Origin of the sequence: Pseudohalocynthiibacter aestuariivivens, assembly GCF_018457175.1 — a bacterium.
In the GTDB taxonomy this organism is placed as follows: Bacteria; Pseudomonadota; Alphaproteobacteria; order Rhodobacterales; family Rhodobacteraceae; genus Pseudohalocynthiibacter; species Pseudohalocynthiibacter aestuariivivens.
In genome coordinates this window covers 195,483-209,587 of the sequence record NZ_JAGFNU010000007.1, presented here as the reverse complement: position 1 = coordinate 209,587, position 14,105 = coordinate 195,483, and the positions used below count along the sequence as shown (strand labels likewise).

The following is a 14,105-nucleotide window of genomic DNA, read 5'->3' as shown; positions in this document are numbered from 1 at the left end:
GCAGTGTTCAGTGTATTGGTCCCGGGATCAGATATGGAAGAACCGATTGCCGATATTCTGCGGGGCGTTCTGGATGGGCACGTCGTTCTGGATCGCACAATCGCGGAACGAGGGCGATACCCAGCAATTGATTTACTAAAATCCGTTTCCAGAAGCTTGCCAAACGCAGCCTCAGAAAATGAAACCGCCATAATCACTAAAACACGGCAGTTATTGGGGGCATATGAGCGGGCAGAAATGATGATTCAAGCAGGGTTGTACAGTGCCGGGTCCAACCCGACGATTGATGCTGCGATCGAAGTTTGGCCGGCGCTGGATGCATTCCTTTCCGAAGATGAAACAGACAATAGACAAGCCAGTTTCGAGCGGCTTTCCGGTATTTTAAAGAACGTACAAGTGCCGGATACAGCATCGTAGAAAAGTTTATTCGGAAAGGGCGCAGCCTAGTGCAAACTGCGCGATTCTAAGAGGGAGGGACCACACCAGTTCAACCTTTATCGAAAGGGCCGAATAGCGCTTGCGCTTTCAAGCAGAGCCAACGCGGTCTGTCCGCCAAGAATTGAAATATTCTGGTTCTGAATGTCGGCCCGGATCAGAAAATTTCTTACCAGCTCTTCTTGTTTTTCGGGGTCTGCAAACTGCGCTATATTTTTCGCACCAAATTGCCGTTCCGCTCTGTCACGAAAAACCTCAAGTTGCTTGTCCAAATCCAGCGACCCAAAGCTGGAAGGCAGACCCAGTGCAGTTTCAAACACGTTGCGCAAAGGAGCGTTGCCCATAACTGTAAACCACATTGCATTGTCGGAAATATCGCGTTTGGTCAGGGCGTCTAACTCGCGCTGTGCGCCAAGCGCCAGTCGCATGTTTTCGTCCTGATCACCAACCGCAACTTCAAACTGCCGTTCTTTGTAGGCCTCCGCAATGCGTGCTCCAAAATCGCTTAGTTGCGTGTTCGGAGTCGAAAAATCCCCGAAACCAAATGCTTTGGAAAATTCGAAGTATCTTTTGTCAGCGAGCCTGTTTGACAGGGCGCTACGCTCCAACGTGCCATCTTCTAAAACTTTTCGAATGAAGAATTTGTTGCCGATGTCGTCATCCAGACCGAACGCTCCCAAAGCGACCTTTAAAAGGGTTCGGTCTTGGACGAGCGCCTCGGCGGTTTGAATCCGGCCTATGTTTTTCTCGAAATAGGCGGTTTCTCTTTTAATCTGCTGCGTGTTGTCATGCGCTGTTTGCTGTGTTTCAAGCGTGCGATTTAAAAACAACCATCCGGGATACCCGGACAGCGGGAGGACAGGTTGAAAATTCATGACTGCCTCGCAGCCATAAGCCGTTCTTCACGCGGCAACAATGACCGCAGCGCCTTGAGCGCCTTATAAAACTGGTCATGAATAACGGACTGACTTGCAGCATCCAGATGTCTTTTGCTATCCGCGTCTCTTAAAATCTGGCTGAGCTGTTCGATGCCACGCAAAAGTTGCATGCGCGCCTCCTCTTTCTTTGCGTCACCGGAAAGAACAAGTTGCGCTATGTAACATACGCGGCGTACCGGGGTGTTCACGTCTTCCGGGTGAATGGCATCACGCAGCCGCAGGATATTCGCGTTTGGTGTCACGATAGACAGGCGCGACCTGCGGTCACCATTTTCAATCACGGCACCGTTGATCAGGACCCGTTCCTTTGGTCCTAGCTTCAGAACAAGGCCGCTCATGCTAAATCCGTCCGTGTGCGAAGGCCGCGCATAATCGCGGTATTAATATCGACCAGTGCCTCAACACTGGCTTCGTTTTTCAGGACTTTGCGGCTGTGCTCCGCTGTGAATTCAGCAAGGTAAAACAATTGCGCCCGCAACTGCTGTGGTAATGCGTTTCCATCACCCGCAACATCTGTAGCAAGAAGCGTCCAAAGCTGGCGGTTTTCATGAATTGCGCGTACCAAATCCAAAAATTCAGCGCCAGTTTTCCCGTCTGCCTGGGTTAGTTTCTGTGTGACCCGCGCAAAGGTTTGGTACTCGGTGCTTCTGGGTGTGCGAACCGGTGTTGCAGAAGCGGAATAGGCCGTTTTGGCCATGGTGTAGGCGTTCACGTCATATCCTTTCAATGACTGAGGCATTCAAATCGCGATTTTCAGCGCGAATGACGGGGCGCCAGAAAGGCACCCCGCGAAAGGGTTATCTGAACAGTGACAAGAGCGATTGTGGTGCCTGGTTTGCTATAGAAAGCGCCTGAACGCCAAGCTGTTGCTGCACCTGTAGCGCCTGTAGCCTTGCAGAGGTTTCCTCCATATTTGCGTCAACCAATGAACCGATCCCTGCCTTCAATGAATCAGTAAGTTTGGAAACAAAGCTGTTTTGCGTCTCAATCCTGCTTTGTGACGACCCAAAAGAAGCAGCCGCGTCGATTGAGCTTTCGATCAGAACTTCGATATTGGCAAGAGCAGCATCTGCACCCTGATTAGTTGTTACATCAATACCATCCAGGCCAAACAAGCCACCGGACGCGTCACCACCAGCAGCACCAGCCGAGGCCAACGCAACATCCGCCCCGGAGTTGTCTACTTTCAGAATAGCCTCGCCAGAGGAACCAATTGCAACCCTGGTCGTAATCCCGGCAAGACCGCCAGCATCAATTGCTGTTTTCAGGCCGTTTGCAACATCTTCAAAGTTTTCACCCTTACCCGCAACATAGGTAAACTCATCTGTGCCAACAGTTACTTTGTAACCATCGCCTTCATTAACATTCGCAGAGGTGGAGAAGGTAACATTTTCAGCGCGTTCCCCAATTGTAGCGGCGGAAACTGTTATACCAGTACCACCCGATGTGGCGGCTACGCCAACGTCCTCAAAGGCTCTGGCAGAAGAAATCGTCACGGTGTCGGTAACTGATGATGCGCTGATACCTTCAAGGCCAAGTGCGTTGATAGCCGCAGAAATTGCTGTTGCGGCTGCGTCCTGGTCGCCCGTGAGGCCAGTCACGGAAACCGAAGTTCCGGCGATTGTAATGTCGAAGGTGTCACCACTGACATCTGCGGCGGCAGCGATTGTCAAATCCGAGGTATTACCGGTTGCGGAAATGGTTGCGGAACTTGACGTCGCGTTTGGCGTTAGGCTGGTTCCAGTTCCGTAAGACCCTGCACCGCTTGATAGATCCTGGCGGTTTACTGTAATGTTGCTCGCGTTCACGGACCCATCACTGCTCCGGTCAAGCGATGACAAAATATTCACATCTTCGGTACCCTGCAGCAAGTTCATACCGTTGAATTGTGCTGCCCCGACAATCGAGGTGATCTGGTCACGCAGCGCGGAAATATCGGTCTGGATTTTTGACCGGTCGACATTTTCAGCCTGCGAGGCAACAACCTTCCCTTTAATATCGGTTAAAAGATCGGTGACAGTTTCTGTTGCCTGCCTTGCGAGAGATACTGCAGACTCTCCCAATGAAAGACTGTCAGAAATTGCCTTAAAGCCCGCAACGTCCGATTCCATCACTTTGGAGATCGCGAAGATGGCAGAATTGTCCTTAGATGTAGCAACAGATTTCCCCGTCGAAATTTCACTTTGTGTTTTCCCAAGATCAGTGTTGATTGTTTTCAGCGTTTGCAGCGCAACCATTGCGCTGGTATTTGTCAGTAGACTAGACATGGTCATTTCCTTAATTAAATCAGTGCTTTTGCACCAAATTACGTGCCCCGCTGTTCTGTGGCGGGATCTGATGTCTTTCTGACGTTTGCGCAACATCGGGCTTGCCCGACGCCATGCAGCCCCTTCTGGAATGCAAAACCAATCTTGGGCAAAAAAGCTAAGAGATACCTAAGCTGAGGACGCCGTGCACAAAGCAATTAAGTCAAATCTTAAAGGCCAGCGCTCAGGCCTTTTTTTCTAAAGACGTAGCGGCGGGTCCACCTAGATTTTGACTTTGGCCCGATTGATCATAGGTCGTAAGGAGCGGCCTCTGACCGCGGCGCAGAAACTCGAGCCTTTGCGTGACATTCCGGATTCCACGAATCGCTGCTTCCAGCAATTCTCTGTTGCGGTCCGCCTTTGCCCGTAGCTGACTTAGCTGCCCCGCGTCCTCCGCCGACATACCAAGCCGCGATAGCAATGCTTCTTTTTGACTGGCCAGACGCGAAACGTTAACAACGTCCCCAAGAAGAATTTTCTTTCTTTCTTCGTCCAGAAGTTTTTCCAAAGAAAGCAGCTCTCGGTTCTGAATCACTTCAACCATCCTGACGATCCTTCAAGGCCTCAAACAGGCTCTGTGCAAGCCCAATACCGCCACGATCAACCAAAGCCTCAGCCTGCGATTGCCGCAAAAAAGAGCTGAACTGCTCTTCCCCGATACCGCCCCCAAAACTCTCTCGAGATTTACCAAGCCCTGCGGCCTTGAGCATTTCCGCAAGAAAGTTCGCTTCTAACTGTTCCGCAGCATGGCGCAGCTTTTGGTCTTTACTACTCAACTCCGCAGTTGATGCATTGTTTGGCTGAAAGGCTGCTATTTCATTCACGTCGTTTCCTTTCAATTGAAAACACTTTTCGTGACTTTGGCGGGTTTGGGTAAAGAACCAGTAACCAGAATCAAACAGAAAGGTATCTAGCGCGGAAGAACTCCAAGGCGGTCATGCAGATTCAACAACAAACTGACGCACAACTACGGTTGCAAACAGATGGCGCGGTACGCGACGATCCAATCGTGAGGGCAGATCAAACTGATCACACGGGGCCGGATTTTGATCAGATGATGGTGTCACTGCGCCACGAGCCTGATGCTCCAGGGTTCGGGGGGGAATTTGGATTGCCGTATTCCGCAATTGGTAACCCGCAAAACCCCCGCTCAGATTTTCTCGATACGGGGGGAGAGGTTTTTGAGGCCCTTCTATTTGAGGATGCAATCGCAAAAACTGATGCACAGAGCGAGTTGAATACCGAAAAAGTAGTCTTAGACTCTTTGCCAGCTATCAATGATATCAAAGATATCTCCTCGAGTTCACAATCACCCAGCATCGCACGCACGACAAAGCCAGAGAACTTACCTGCAGCAAAAAACAGTACTTTAGGCACCATAAATTCTGATCTCGACACGCTTCTTAAACACGCGTCTTCGCCTGAGGTCCAGCTGCGCGTGCCATCATCTCAACAGGCGGCAACAACGTTTGTTCAGCTTGAGAATGTAGAAAACTCTCAATCGGCTCTGGCTGTTTCTTCTAATGATAATCAGTCTCTAATAAGGCCAGATCAACTAGAAACTGATACTTCTAGAACAAAGGCTTCTCGCGTCAGGGAAGCACACAACCCAACAGCGGGCGGAGAAATGGCAGAAGAAATTTACGGAAAGCGTCCACCCATTATTGGATTTGCTTCTGCGGCCCGTCGGTCTGAAATTGATGCCTTCAACCCTCCCGCCCTGTCTTTGATACAGGCTGAGGAGGTTAGCAACATTCAGCGTCAGAACCTCGTTACGACGTTAAATTCTTTGCAATCAGCCGACGCAACAATCACTTCCGAAATAACGGGAGGTGACTCAACGCTTTTCAATATCTCGCTGGAAGAGACGACATCAAACGCGCATAATGTGAATGTTGAAGCCAAATTGACGGTCGATCCGAACAGTATGGTTTCTCGACCGGAACCAGGACCGACGCGCACTGAAATTGGCCGGAATATTGCACAGCAATTGGCGAATGTTGCGAAGATTCAGCAAGATCAACCCGTTGAACTAAACTTGTCGCCTGAAGAGCTTGGTCTGGTTCAGCTTACAGTTATGACTTCCGAGTCAGGCGTAATGGTAACGCTCAATGCTGAACGCTCAGAAACGCTGGAGCTTATGCGGAGGCATATCGAATTTCTGACTCAAGAATTCGGCGATATCGGCTTCTCTGACGTCACCTTTAACTTTGGTCAAAGTCATCAGAATTCGGAAGATGTTCCCGAGCAGGAAGCGTCATCTACCGGCTCAGCGCAAACTGATACGGCCACAGCAAGCAGAAACCACTTGAAGCTAACATTAGATCGGGCGGAAGAGCTCGATTTACGGCTTTGAAAGGACGCAAATGGAAATCCCTCAATCTGCAAACCCTGCGGTTACTTCAGCGGCCAATCCGCAAACACCGCCCGCTACGGTGATCAATTCTGATTTTGAAACTTTTCTAAAAATGTTGACGACCCAACTGCAAAACCAGGATCCGCAAAACCCTATTCAGTCTGCGGATTTTGCCGTCCAGCTCGCGACTTTTTCTGGTGTTGAACAACAAGTGCGCACGAATGAGCTTTTGCAAAACCTTGGCTCCCAGTCTGGCGTACTTGGAATCGCACAGCTTGCAGATTGGATCGGGATGGAAGCGCGTGCCGCTGCGCCCGCTTCTTTTGACGGAAGCCCGGTCGAAATTGCATTTACCCCTGATGCTCTGGCAGATCAGGCATTTCTTGTTGTCAAAGCTGCAGATCAGTCAGAGATCCAACGAATCGAAATTCCTGCTGACCAGAGCACCGTCGAATGGGCGGGGGTCCGCGACGATGGTTCACCATTTCCGTTCGGAATCTACAACTTTGAAGTTGAGCATTTTTCTGGCGGCGAACTGCTGCAAACACAACAGGCCGAAACCTTTTCGTCAGTATCCGAAGCACGGATCGAAAACGGTGAAACCGTTCTGATCCTCGAAAGCGGCGCGAGCGTTCCTGCAAGCACGGTTACCGCGCTGCGGCAACACCCACCAAGCTGAGGGGTTGAAGCGTAACTTCTGCAGGCTTAACAGGGCGCGTGCTCTTATAATTCTAAAGGTAGTGCTCTGTCTGATCCAGCATCCCTTCAGCCGCTTCTGCCTGACCTGCTCCGGTCGCAACTGGAAGGCCGTTTCCTTGTGCCTGTCGGGGCGGACTGGACTCCATTGTCTGGTGGTCGGACAAATGCGATTTGGAAAGTCGAAGCTCCCGAAAAACCGCTGGTTGTAAAACTGTTCAGCGGCTGTAACAAAAACCCGCTTTTCCCGAATGACGGTGTGTCCGAAGCAAACGTACTGCGTGCGCTGAATGGAATGGGAATCGCGCCATCCCTTGTCGGAACGATGGAAACAGCGCTCGGTTTCTGCATCGTCTATGAACATGTTGTGGGCCACAGCTGGCGGAAAGATGGCACGCAGGTTGCAAGGCTGCTTTCGCAAATACATCGCCTGCCAGAGCGACCTGATCTTAGAACAACCCCGTCAGGTTCTGACGCAATTCAGGCAATAACAGAGACTATCTTGGCAGGTTGTTCCAGTTCGGAAGCGGCTAAGATTTTGGCCATGAAACCTTTGCGCGACGTCGCACCTCTTTCTGAACTGTGCCTTATCCACGGTGATGTCGTGCCGAATAATGTGCTCGTGTCACCCGAAGGGTTGCGCCTTATAGACTGGCAGTGCCCCTCAATTGGTGACCCTTGTGAAGACATCGCCGTATTCCTGTCACCCGCAATGCAGAGCCTCTATGGCGGCATCGCGCTGTCATCGGGTGAACAATACGACTTTTTGGAAGCCTACGAGAACCCAAAGGTTTCGGAACGCTACACCCAGCTTGCACCCTGGTTTCACTGGCGTATGGCTGCCTATTGCCTGTGGAAAGCAAAAAGAGGTGCTGCCGACTATGCTGATGCAATGTTGCTGGAACTGGCGGCGTTAGAGCAAAGTTGAAAGCCAAAAGCCCGCACCCGCGAAAAGGGCACCAAGAAACACATATCCTACAGGGCGCCAATGCGACGGTTGCGGCGGGGCGACCGTGTCTTGGGACTGACGGATCAAGGCGGTCTCTGCCATCTCCGGAAGCCGGGGCCCGAAGCGGGCGACAACACGCAAGGTGCGCACCAAATCACGTGCGAAAGCGCGTGGGCCGATGCTTTCCTTGATGTAATCTTCAACAACCGGACGCGCGACCTGCCAGATGTTGATATGCGGATTCAAAGACCTTGCAACACCTTCAACCACCACCATCGTGCGTTGCAGAAGAATAAGTTCGGTTCTGGTTTCCATGCCAAACCGCTCTGTCACTTCAAACAGATAACTCAGCAAATTACCCATAGAAATGCCGCTGGCGTCTATCCCGAAAATAGGCTCTCCAACAGCACGAAGTGCGCGCGCAAATTCGTCGACATCGCGGTCGGCGGGTACATACCCGGCTTCAAAGTGAACTTCAGCGACCCGTTTGTAATCTCTTTTAATGAAGCCAAACAGAATTTCTGCATAGACGCGACGAGTGTATTCGTCGATCCGCCCCATGATACCAAAGTCATATGCGATCAGATCGCCATTTGCTGCTACTTTTAGGTTCCCCTGGTGCATATCCGCGTGGAAAAACCCATCTCGCAGCGCATGTGAAAGGAAGAGTTGAAGCACCCGGTCGCCCAGAACTGTCCTATCGTGTCCGGCAGCATCAAGTGCTGCATTGTCCCCCAGCGGCACCCCTTCAGCCCAACCCAGCGTCATCATGCGACGCCCCGAATAGTTCCAGCGAACGTCGGGTACCTGAAACGCAGCGTCCCCTACAGTGTTTGCTGCAAATTCAGAGGCAGAGGCGCTTTCCAGCCTTAAATCCAGCTCACCCAGAACAACCCCCTCAAAATGTTCGATGACATCGTTTGGGCGCAAGCGTCGCGAAGAGGGTGACAGAAATTCGATAACTGAAGCGGCAAAGTAAAAGGCATCTATATCCTTTTGAAATGCGCGCTCGATATTTGGGCGAAGCACTTTAACCGCTACTTCTTCACCTGTATCCGCAAGCCTTGCCTTGTGAACTTGTGCGATAGAGGCTGCGGCAACCGGTTCGCTGAATTCTGAGAACATAGAATCCACTGGGCGGCCAAGCTGTTCTTCGACGCAGGCTTTGGCAAGCTCAACAGTGAACGGCGGCAGCTTGTCCTGAAGAACTGTCAACTGCTGGGCCATGTCGTCGCCCACAACGTCCGGGCGCGTTGAAAGCACCTGACCAAATTTAATGTATGCTGGTCCCAGCGCGGTCAGCGCACGGGTCGCAGGCGGCATGTTCGGATCACCCTTCAGCCCCAGCCATTTAAATGGCCAGCCAAGAACACGCGCGGCAATTCTTAACGATCTTGGCGCTTCCAATGCATCAAGAATGATCCGCATCGCGCCCGTGCGCTCAAAAGTGGCACCTGTGCGAACGAGCCGCCAAATATTGTGAGGTCCGCGCATCTGTTAAATTTTCCAACCTGAGTGGAGTGCCGCAACGCCCATTGTCAGGTTTCGATAGCTTACGTTTTCAAACCCCGCGTCCCGTATCATGCCAGCAAAGGTTTCCTGATCCGGGAATTTGCGGATCGATTCGACAAGATACTGATAGCTGTCGGCGTCGTTCGCGATCATTTTGCCCAATTTGGGAATCACGTTGAAAGAATAAAGATCATAGGCCTTTTGCATTGCTGCGTTTGGCAATTGGCTGAACTCCAGCACCATCAAACGCCCGCCGGGGCGCAAGACACGATAAGCCTCTGATAGCGCATCAGGGATTCGGGTCACATTACGGATACCGAAGCTTATGGTATAGACATCAAATGTGTTTGCCTCGAACGGCAAGGCCATTGCATCGCCCACAACCCAGTTCAGGCTTTCGGCCTGTTTTGTCGCTTCAGCGCGTTTAGAACCCTCGATGAGCATAGATTCTGTCATATCGAGCACGGTTGCGTGCGCCTGCCCAGCCCGTTTCAGGAAACGAAAAGAGATGTCACCGGTACCACCCGCCACGTCTAACAATTTCTGCCCGGCACGTGGTGCCAGCCAATCCATCATCGCATCTTTCCAGACACGGTGGATCCCCATGGACATGGCATCGTTCATCACATCGTATTTCGACGCCACATTGGTGAAAACGCCATGAACCATACCGGCCTTGTCGTCTTCGTTTACGATTTGAAAGCCGAAATGTGTGGTTTTCTCGCTCATGGGTCTTGCTGTCCTTCGATGCCGCCCCTCTTATAAGGCGCTGAGGGCGCGATACAATGCGCCCTCTGACAAAGGAAGGGTTGTCGTGCCTGAATTACCAGAGGTCGAGACGGTTCGTCGCGGGTTGTTACCCGTGATGGAAGGCAAACGAATTGTTTTAGCAAAGGTTAATCGCCCCGATCTGCGGTGGCCCTTTCCGGAAAATATGGCCGTTAGGCTTACTGGAGCAACGGTAAAGGCGTTGCGCCGTCGATCGAAGTACATTTTAGCGGAGCTTTCGACAGGTGAAACGCTGATCATTCACCTTGGTATGTCCGGTCGAATGTTAATTTCTGGCGGACAAGTCGGAGAGTTTCATCATGCGTACCCCGCACCCGAAAAACACGATCACGTCGTGATGGATATGGAGGGCGGTACGCGGATTATTTTTAATGATGCACGTCGTTTTGGCGCGATGGATCTTGCACCGTCTATGGATGTTGAGTCTCACAAACTGCTCTCTGCGCTTGGGCCAGAACCGCTTGGCAATGAGTTTAACGAAGAATATCTGGTTGGTCGGCTAAAGGGTAAAAATAGCCCCATCAAATCTGCGCTGTTAGACCAGCGAATCGTTGCAGGTCTTGGAAACATTTATGTCTGCGAAGTGCTGCACCGGATTGGAATGTCGCCTGGCCGAAAAGCTAAAGATTTACCTAAAAAGCGAATTTCTGCACTGGTTCCCGCTATTCGCGACGTTCTGTCAGAGGCGATAGAGGCAGGTGGGTCTTCGCTTAAGGATTATCGTCAAACAGACGGGGAACTTGGTTATTTTCAACACAGTTTCCGTGTTTACGGGCGTGAAGGTGAACCTTGCGTCAACCCAGGGTGTAAAGAAAAGATTAAGCGAATCGTACAGTCCGGTCGCTCGTCTTTCTATTGTCCGCAATGCCAAAGATAGCTTGATCCGTGCTGTCAGAATGCTAATGAATCGCGCTGAACCGAAGTAACAAATGGCAAACACATGGCCTATGAAACACTGATCGTCGAAGTGGAAAACCACGTCGCGCTTATCAGATTGAACCGTCCAGACGCACTGAATGCACTGAACACTCAGTTGTTAGGCGAACTGGCAGACGCACTGAAATCAACAGAAGAGAATGACAAGGTACGCTGCGTTGTGATCACCGGGTCTGAAAAGGCTTTTGCTGCCGGGGCAGACATTAAAGAGATGGCAGAAAAGACTTTTGTAGAAGTCTTCATGAGTAACCTTTTCGGCCGCGAGACTGAGCAATTCCTGAAATGCCGCAAACCCATCATCGCAGCCGTGTCAGGTTACGCACTTGGCGGCGGATGTGAGCTGGCGATGATGTGTGATTTTATCATTGCTTCGGACACTGCAAAATTTGGTCAGCCTGAAATCAACCTTGGGGTTGTAGCAGGCATCGGCGGTTCGCAGCGGCTAACCCGGTTCGTCGGAAAATCCAAAGCCATGGATATGAACCTGACCGGTCGTTTCATGGACGCCAAGGAGGCGGAGCGCTCGGGACTGGTCAGCCGTGTTGTACCAGCGAAAAAACTGCTCGAAGAGGCGCTGTCAGCTGCGCAAAAAATTGCTGAAAAATCCATGCTGACGACCGCTGTGGTGAAAGAAGCCGTCAATCGCAGCTATGAAACGACACTTAGCGAAGGTTTGTTGTTCGAGCGGCGATTGTTCCATTCGCTATTCGCCTCTGAAGACCAAAAAGAGGGCATGGCAGCCTTTCTGGAGAAACGCGAACCACAATTTCGAGACAAATAATAAGTAATTCTTTGTAAACACCGTTGACTTCAAGCTGAGTCGGTCATAGAAGCCCGACTTCAGATTTCACGAACCCAAAAAGATGGGACGTCCGACTATGGCCAACTCGCCTCAAGCTAAAAAACGCGCGCGTCAAAACGAAACGCGGTTTCAAGTTAACAAAGCGCGTCGTTCGCGCATTCGTACTTTTCTGCGTAAAGTAGAAGAGTCGATTTCCTCTGGGAACAAAGACGAAGCTGCAACAGCACTTCGCGAAGCTCAGCCAGAACTGATGCGCGGTGTGACCAAAGGTATACTGCACAAAAACACTGTTGCTCGCAAAATGTCGCGACTCGCAGCGCGTGTAAAAGCAATCAGTTAATCTACCACTGGTTTTGAAATTTTGAACAGGCGTGGCTTTTTTGCCGCGCCTGTTTTGTTTGCAACTGCGGCATCCTCCCAGTTTCTCAACAAAAAAAATTTAACCGTGAGATTCGTTTCGACAAAGATTGAGTCAAGTTCGAAGTTCTGTTGCGCGGCCTGCTAAGGCCTTGCTAGCTTAGCCATGCGATTCACGTCTACTTTGGGGGGACATGTAGGGACACGAGTTTTGTTCGCGCATTTTTGGGGGCATCTGCCTAATGAAACCCAAAATGCATAAACCGAAAAATTCCTCGTGTTTTTAAATCATCAGGACAGACCTTGCTATGCGTAAGTTCGTTGTTCTGATGTAGCGGTGCGGCGGCTCAAAAATTCGGGCTGGTCCTAAGATCCGTGGAACATGTCTTAAGAGCCCGCGTTTGCGGAAGCAGTAAAGAGAACCTGGAACTGAAAGTTCCGTTGCTTTGTTTGCTATCCAAAAACGTAAACTCAACACGCCGTTTGGTGTGTTCTTGGAGTGTGCCTTTTCGGCACATCACCGCCAGTGTGTTCACTCTGGCAGCGTTAGGAAAGTGTTGTCGCAATAAATGCCGGGCCCAGTGAAAGAACTGGTTGTTCCGGGAAGGTAGTTTGGCTGCCTTTAAATTGAAAAATTGCTAAGTGGGTAACACTAGATGACAGACGAAACTTGGGGACATGTTAGGGCGGAACTTCAAAAAACAGTTGGGAAAAACAACTACGTTAACTGGATTGAACCGTTAGAATTCTCTAGCTTGCGCAATGGGGTTGCAACCTTTTTTGTACCGACAAATTTTATGGGAAATTGGGTTTCCCGCAATTTTGGCGAGCAAATTATTCACTTGCTTGGAAAAAATGGGGAAGCTGTTAGTCGCGTGGAATTCACGGTTCCTGCAATCTCTTCCTCAAGAAAAGCGTCACCCAGCCAAGTTCCAACTCCAGCGAATTCTGCGGAAGGAACGAAAGAAGATAGCGAACTTCCGGGCGCACCGCTTGATAATAGATTCACTTTCGATAGTTTCGTCGTAGGTAAACCAAACGAGTTGGCACATGCCGCAGCCAAACGCGTTGCAGAGGGTGGGCCTGTAACCTTTAATCCGCTGTTCCTTTATGGTGGTGTCGGCTTGGGTAAAACGCACCTGATGCACGCGATTGCCCACGAATTGCAAAGCAGAAGCCCGCAACAAAATGTGGTCTATCTGTCCGCAGAACAGTTTATGTATCGTTTCGTGCAAGCCTTGCGTGAACGCAAGATGATGGACTTCAAAGAGCTGTTCCGCTCGGTCGATATTCTTATGGTTGATGATGTCCAGTTTATCGCTGGCAAAGACAGCACTCAGGAAGAGTTCTTTCACACCTTTAACGCTCTCGTAGACCAGAACAAACAAATCATCATATCGGCAGACCGTGCGCCTGGCGAAATCAAGGGTCTTGAGGATCGCATTAAATCACGACTGCAATGTGGTTTGGTCGTGGATTTACATCCAACGGATTACGAACTTCGCCTTGGCATCCTTCAGCAGAAAGTTGTGCACTATCGCAAGCAATACAGCGATCTGGTTCTGGCAAATGGCGTGCTGGAATTTCTCGCCCATCGCATCTCTACAAATGTTCGCGTGCTCGAAGGGGCGTTGATGCGCTTGTTCGCTTTTGCCTCGCTTGTTGGCAAAGAGATCACGCTTGATCTGGCGCAGGATTGCCTGGCCGATATACTTCGCGCTTCGGACAGGAAAATCACAATTGACGAAATTCAGCGGAAAGTCAGCGAGCACTATAATATTCGCCTGTCCGAAATAATCGGCCCACGGCGATTGCGCACCATTGCAAGACCCCGTCAGATCGCAATGTATCTGGCAAAACAGCTGACATCGCGCAGTTTACCTGAAATCGGCCGCCGCTTTGGAGGCCGTGACCACACAACGGTCATGCACGGTGTAAAGCGAGTGGAAGAGCTAAAAATGCTCGATAATCAAATCGCAGAGGATCTTGAGCTGCTGAGACGCAGTTTAGAGGCCTGATTGCTGCGGGT

The 14,105-nt window shown here is 50.8% G+C and carries 15 protein-coding genes and 1 pseudogene; 8 read left to right on the top strand and 8 right to left on the bottom strand.

The genetic code is table 11. The features are described 5' to 3' along the window. Window positions 1–417 (top strand): annotated as a pseudogene (gene fliI, locus J4E70_RS12300) (flagellum-specific ATP synthase FliI); the annotation flags it as partial. Window positions 418–494: 77 nt separating this feature from the next. Here fliI and J4E70_RS12295 read toward each other — a convergent pair. From J4E70_RS12295 to J4E70_RS12270, 6 genes are all read right to left on the bottom strand, one after another. Then, window positions 495–1,310, bottom strand: coding sequence for a DUF1217 domain-containing protein (locus tag J4E70_RS12295; protein WP_213889792.1), 816 nt, complete (start codon window positions 1,308–1,310; stop codon window positions 495–497). Continuing rightward, window positions 1,307–1,711 (bottom strand): flagellar biosynthesis repressor FlbT, encoded by a 405-nt coding sequence (gene flbT / locus J4E70_RS12290; RefSeq protein ID WP_213889790.1) that lies wholly within the window; start codon window positions 1,709–1,711, stop codon window positions 1,307–1,309. The genes J4E70_RS12295 and flbT overlap by 4 nt, the downstream gene beginning before the upstream one ends. Further along, a complete protein-coding gene (gene flaF, locus J4E70_RS12285) occupies window positions 1,708–2,112 on the bottom strand; it encodes a flagellar biosynthesis regulator FlaF (RefSeq protein WP_246531723.1) in 405 nt (134 codons plus the stop codon). Before flaF ends, flbT begins: the two co-directional genes overlap by 4 nt. 58 nt (window positions 2,113–2,170) lie before the next feature. Next, entirely contained in the window at window positions 2,171–3,640 is a 1,470-nt protein-coding gene (locus J4E70_RS12280) for a flagellin N-terminal helical domain-containing protein (protein WP_213889788.1), read from the bottom strand. Between the two features lie 223 nt (window positions 3,641–3,863). After that, the gene (locus J4E70_RS12275) at window positions 3,864–4,223 is read right to left on the bottom strand and encodes a hypothetical protein (RefSeq protein ID WP_213889786.1); all 360 of its coding nucleotides are present in this window, start codon (window positions 4,221–4,223) and stop codon (window positions 3,864–3,866) included. Beyond that, a complete protein-coding gene (locus tag J4E70_RS12270) occupies window positions 4,216–4,494 on the bottom strand; it encodes a rod-binding protein (RefSeq protein WP_247077929.1) in 279 nt (92 codons plus the stop codon). Before J4E70_RS12270 ends, J4E70_RS12275 begins: the two co-directional genes overlap by 8 nt. 122 nt (window positions 4,495–4,616) lie before the next feature. Between J4E70_RS12270 and fliK the strand changes: the two genes are divergently transcribed. The 3 genes from fliK (at window position 4,617) to J4E70_RS12255 (ending at window position 7,659) form a co-directional block, all read left to right on the top strand. Continuing rightward, a complete protein-coding gene (gene fliK / locus J4E70_RS12265) occupies window positions 4,617–6,035 on the top strand; it encodes a flagellar hook-length control protein FliK (protein ID WP_213889784.1) in 1,419 nt (472 codons plus the stop codon). Between the two features lie 10 nt (window positions 6,036–6,045). Continuing rightward, a complete protein-coding gene (locus J4E70_RS12260; RefSeq protein ID WP_213889782.1) occupies window positions 6,046–6,714 on the top strand; it encodes a flagellar hook capping FlgD N-terminal domain-containing protein in 669 nt (222 codons plus the stop codon). A 138-nt stretch (window positions 6,715–6,852) separates the two neighbouring features. Then, window positions 6,853–7,659, top strand: coding sequence for a phosphotransferase family protein (locus J4E70_RS12255; RefSeq protein WP_213889781.1), 807 nt, complete (start codon window positions 6,853–6,855; stop codon window positions 7,657–7,659). Here the strand turns inward: J4E70_RS12255 and ubiB are convergent. Both ubiB and ubiE read right to left on the bottom strand, forming a co-directional pair. Further along, complete coding sequence (ubiB, locus tag J4E70_RS12250) at window positions 7,645–9,174, bottom strand: 2-polyprenylphenol 6-hydroxylase (protein ID WP_213889780.1); 1,530 nt, start codon at window positions 9,172–9,174, stop codon at window positions 7,645–7,647. The genes J4E70_RS12255 and ubiB overlap by 15 nt on opposite strands. Window positions 9,175–9,177: 3 nt before the next feature. After that, the gene (gene ubiE / locus J4E70_RS12245; protein ID WP_213889779.1) at window positions 9,178–9,921 is read right to left on the bottom strand and encodes a bifunctional demethylmenaquinone methyltransferase/2-methoxy-6-polyprenyl-1,4-benzoquinol methylase UbiE; all 744 of its coding nucleotides are present in this window, start codon (window positions 9,919–9,921) and stop codon (window positions 9,178–9,180) included. Between the two features lie 85 nt (window positions 9,922–10,006). On the opposite strand from ubiE, the gene mutM reads away from it, so the two are divergent. The 4 genes from mutM to dnaA all read left to right on the top strand — a co-directional run bounded on the left by mutM (window position 10,007) and on the right by dnaA (window position 14,094). Then, window positions 10,007–10,858: a bifunctional DNA-formamidopyrimidine glycosylase/DNA-(apurinic or apyrimidinic site) lyase gene (gene mutM / locus J4E70_RS12240; RefSeq protein WP_213889778.1), complete on the top strand. Its 852-nt coding sequence runs from the start codon at window positions 10,007–10,009 to the stop codon at window positions 10,856–10,858. Window positions 10,859–10,921: 63 nt separating this feature from the next. Continuing rightward, window positions 10,922–11,698 carry an enoyl-CoA hydratase gene (locus J4E70_RS12235; protein WP_213889777.1) on the top strand — a complete coding sequence of 259 codons (777 nt, stop codon included), beginning with the start codon at window positions 10,922–10,924 and terminating at the stop codon, window positions 11,696–11,698. A gap of 97 nt (window positions 11,699–11,795) precedes the next feature. Then, entirely contained in the window at window positions 11,796–12,059 is a 264-nt protein-coding gene (gene rpsT / locus J4E70_RS12230; protein WP_213889774.1) for a 30S ribosomal protein S20, read from the top strand. A 673-nt stretch (window positions 12,060–12,732) separates the two neighbouring features. Continuing rightward, window positions 12,733–14,094 carry a chromosomal replication initiator protein DnaA gene (gene dnaA / locus J4E70_RS12225; protein WP_213889772.1) on the top strand — a complete coding sequence of 454 codons (1,362 nt, stop codon included), beginning with the start codon at window positions 12,733–12,735 and terminating at the stop codon, window positions 14,092–14,094. Window positions 14,095–14,105: the final 11 nt, after the last annotated feature.

Coding starts and splice junctions, on each gene's coding strand:
- J4E70_RS12295 (WP_213889792.1), bottom strand. CDS start 1,310: ATGAATTTTCAACCTGTCCTCCCGCTGTCCGGGTATCCCGGATGGTTG.
- flbT (WP_213889790.1), bottom strand. CDS start 1,711: ATGAGCGGCCTTGTTCTGAAGCTAGGACCAAAGGAACGGGTCCTGATC.
- flaF (WP_246531723.1), bottom strand. CDS start 2,112: ATGCCTCAGTCATTGAAAGGATATGACGTGAACGCCTACACCATGGCC.
- J4E70_RS12280 (WP_213889788.1), bottom strand. CDS start 3,640: ATGTCTAGTCTACTGACAAATACCAGCGCAATGGTTGCGCTGCAAACG.
- J4E70_RS12275 (WP_213889786.1), bottom strand. CDS start 4,223: ATGGTTGAAGTGATTCAGAACCGAGAGCTGCTTTCTTTGGAAAAACTT.
- fliK (WP_213889784.1), top strand. CDS start 4,617: ATGCAGATTCAACAACAAACTGACGCACAACTACGGTTGCAAACAGAT.
- J4E70_RS12260 (WP_213889782.1), top strand. CDS start 6,046: ATGGAAATCCCTCAATCTGCAAACCCTGCGGTTACTTCAGCGGCCAAT.
- ubiB (WP_213889780.1), bottom strand. CDS start 9,174: ATGCGCGGACCTCACAATATTTGGCGGCTCGTTCGCACAGGTGCCACT.
- ubiE (WP_213889779.1), bottom strand. CDS start 9,921: ATGAGCGAGAAAACCACACATTTCGGCTTTCAAATCGTAAACGAAGAC.
- J4E70_RS12235 (WP_213889777.1), top strand. CDS start 10,922: ATGGCCTATGAAACACTGATCGTCGAAGTGGAAAACCACGTCGCGCTT.
- rpsT (WP_213889774.1), top strand. CDS start 11,796: ATGGCCAACTCGCCTCAAGCTAAAAAACGCGCGCGTCAAAACGAAACG.
- dnaA (WP_213889772.1), top strand. CDS start 12,733: ATGACAGACGAAACTTGGGGACATGTTAGGGCGGAACTTCAAAAAACA.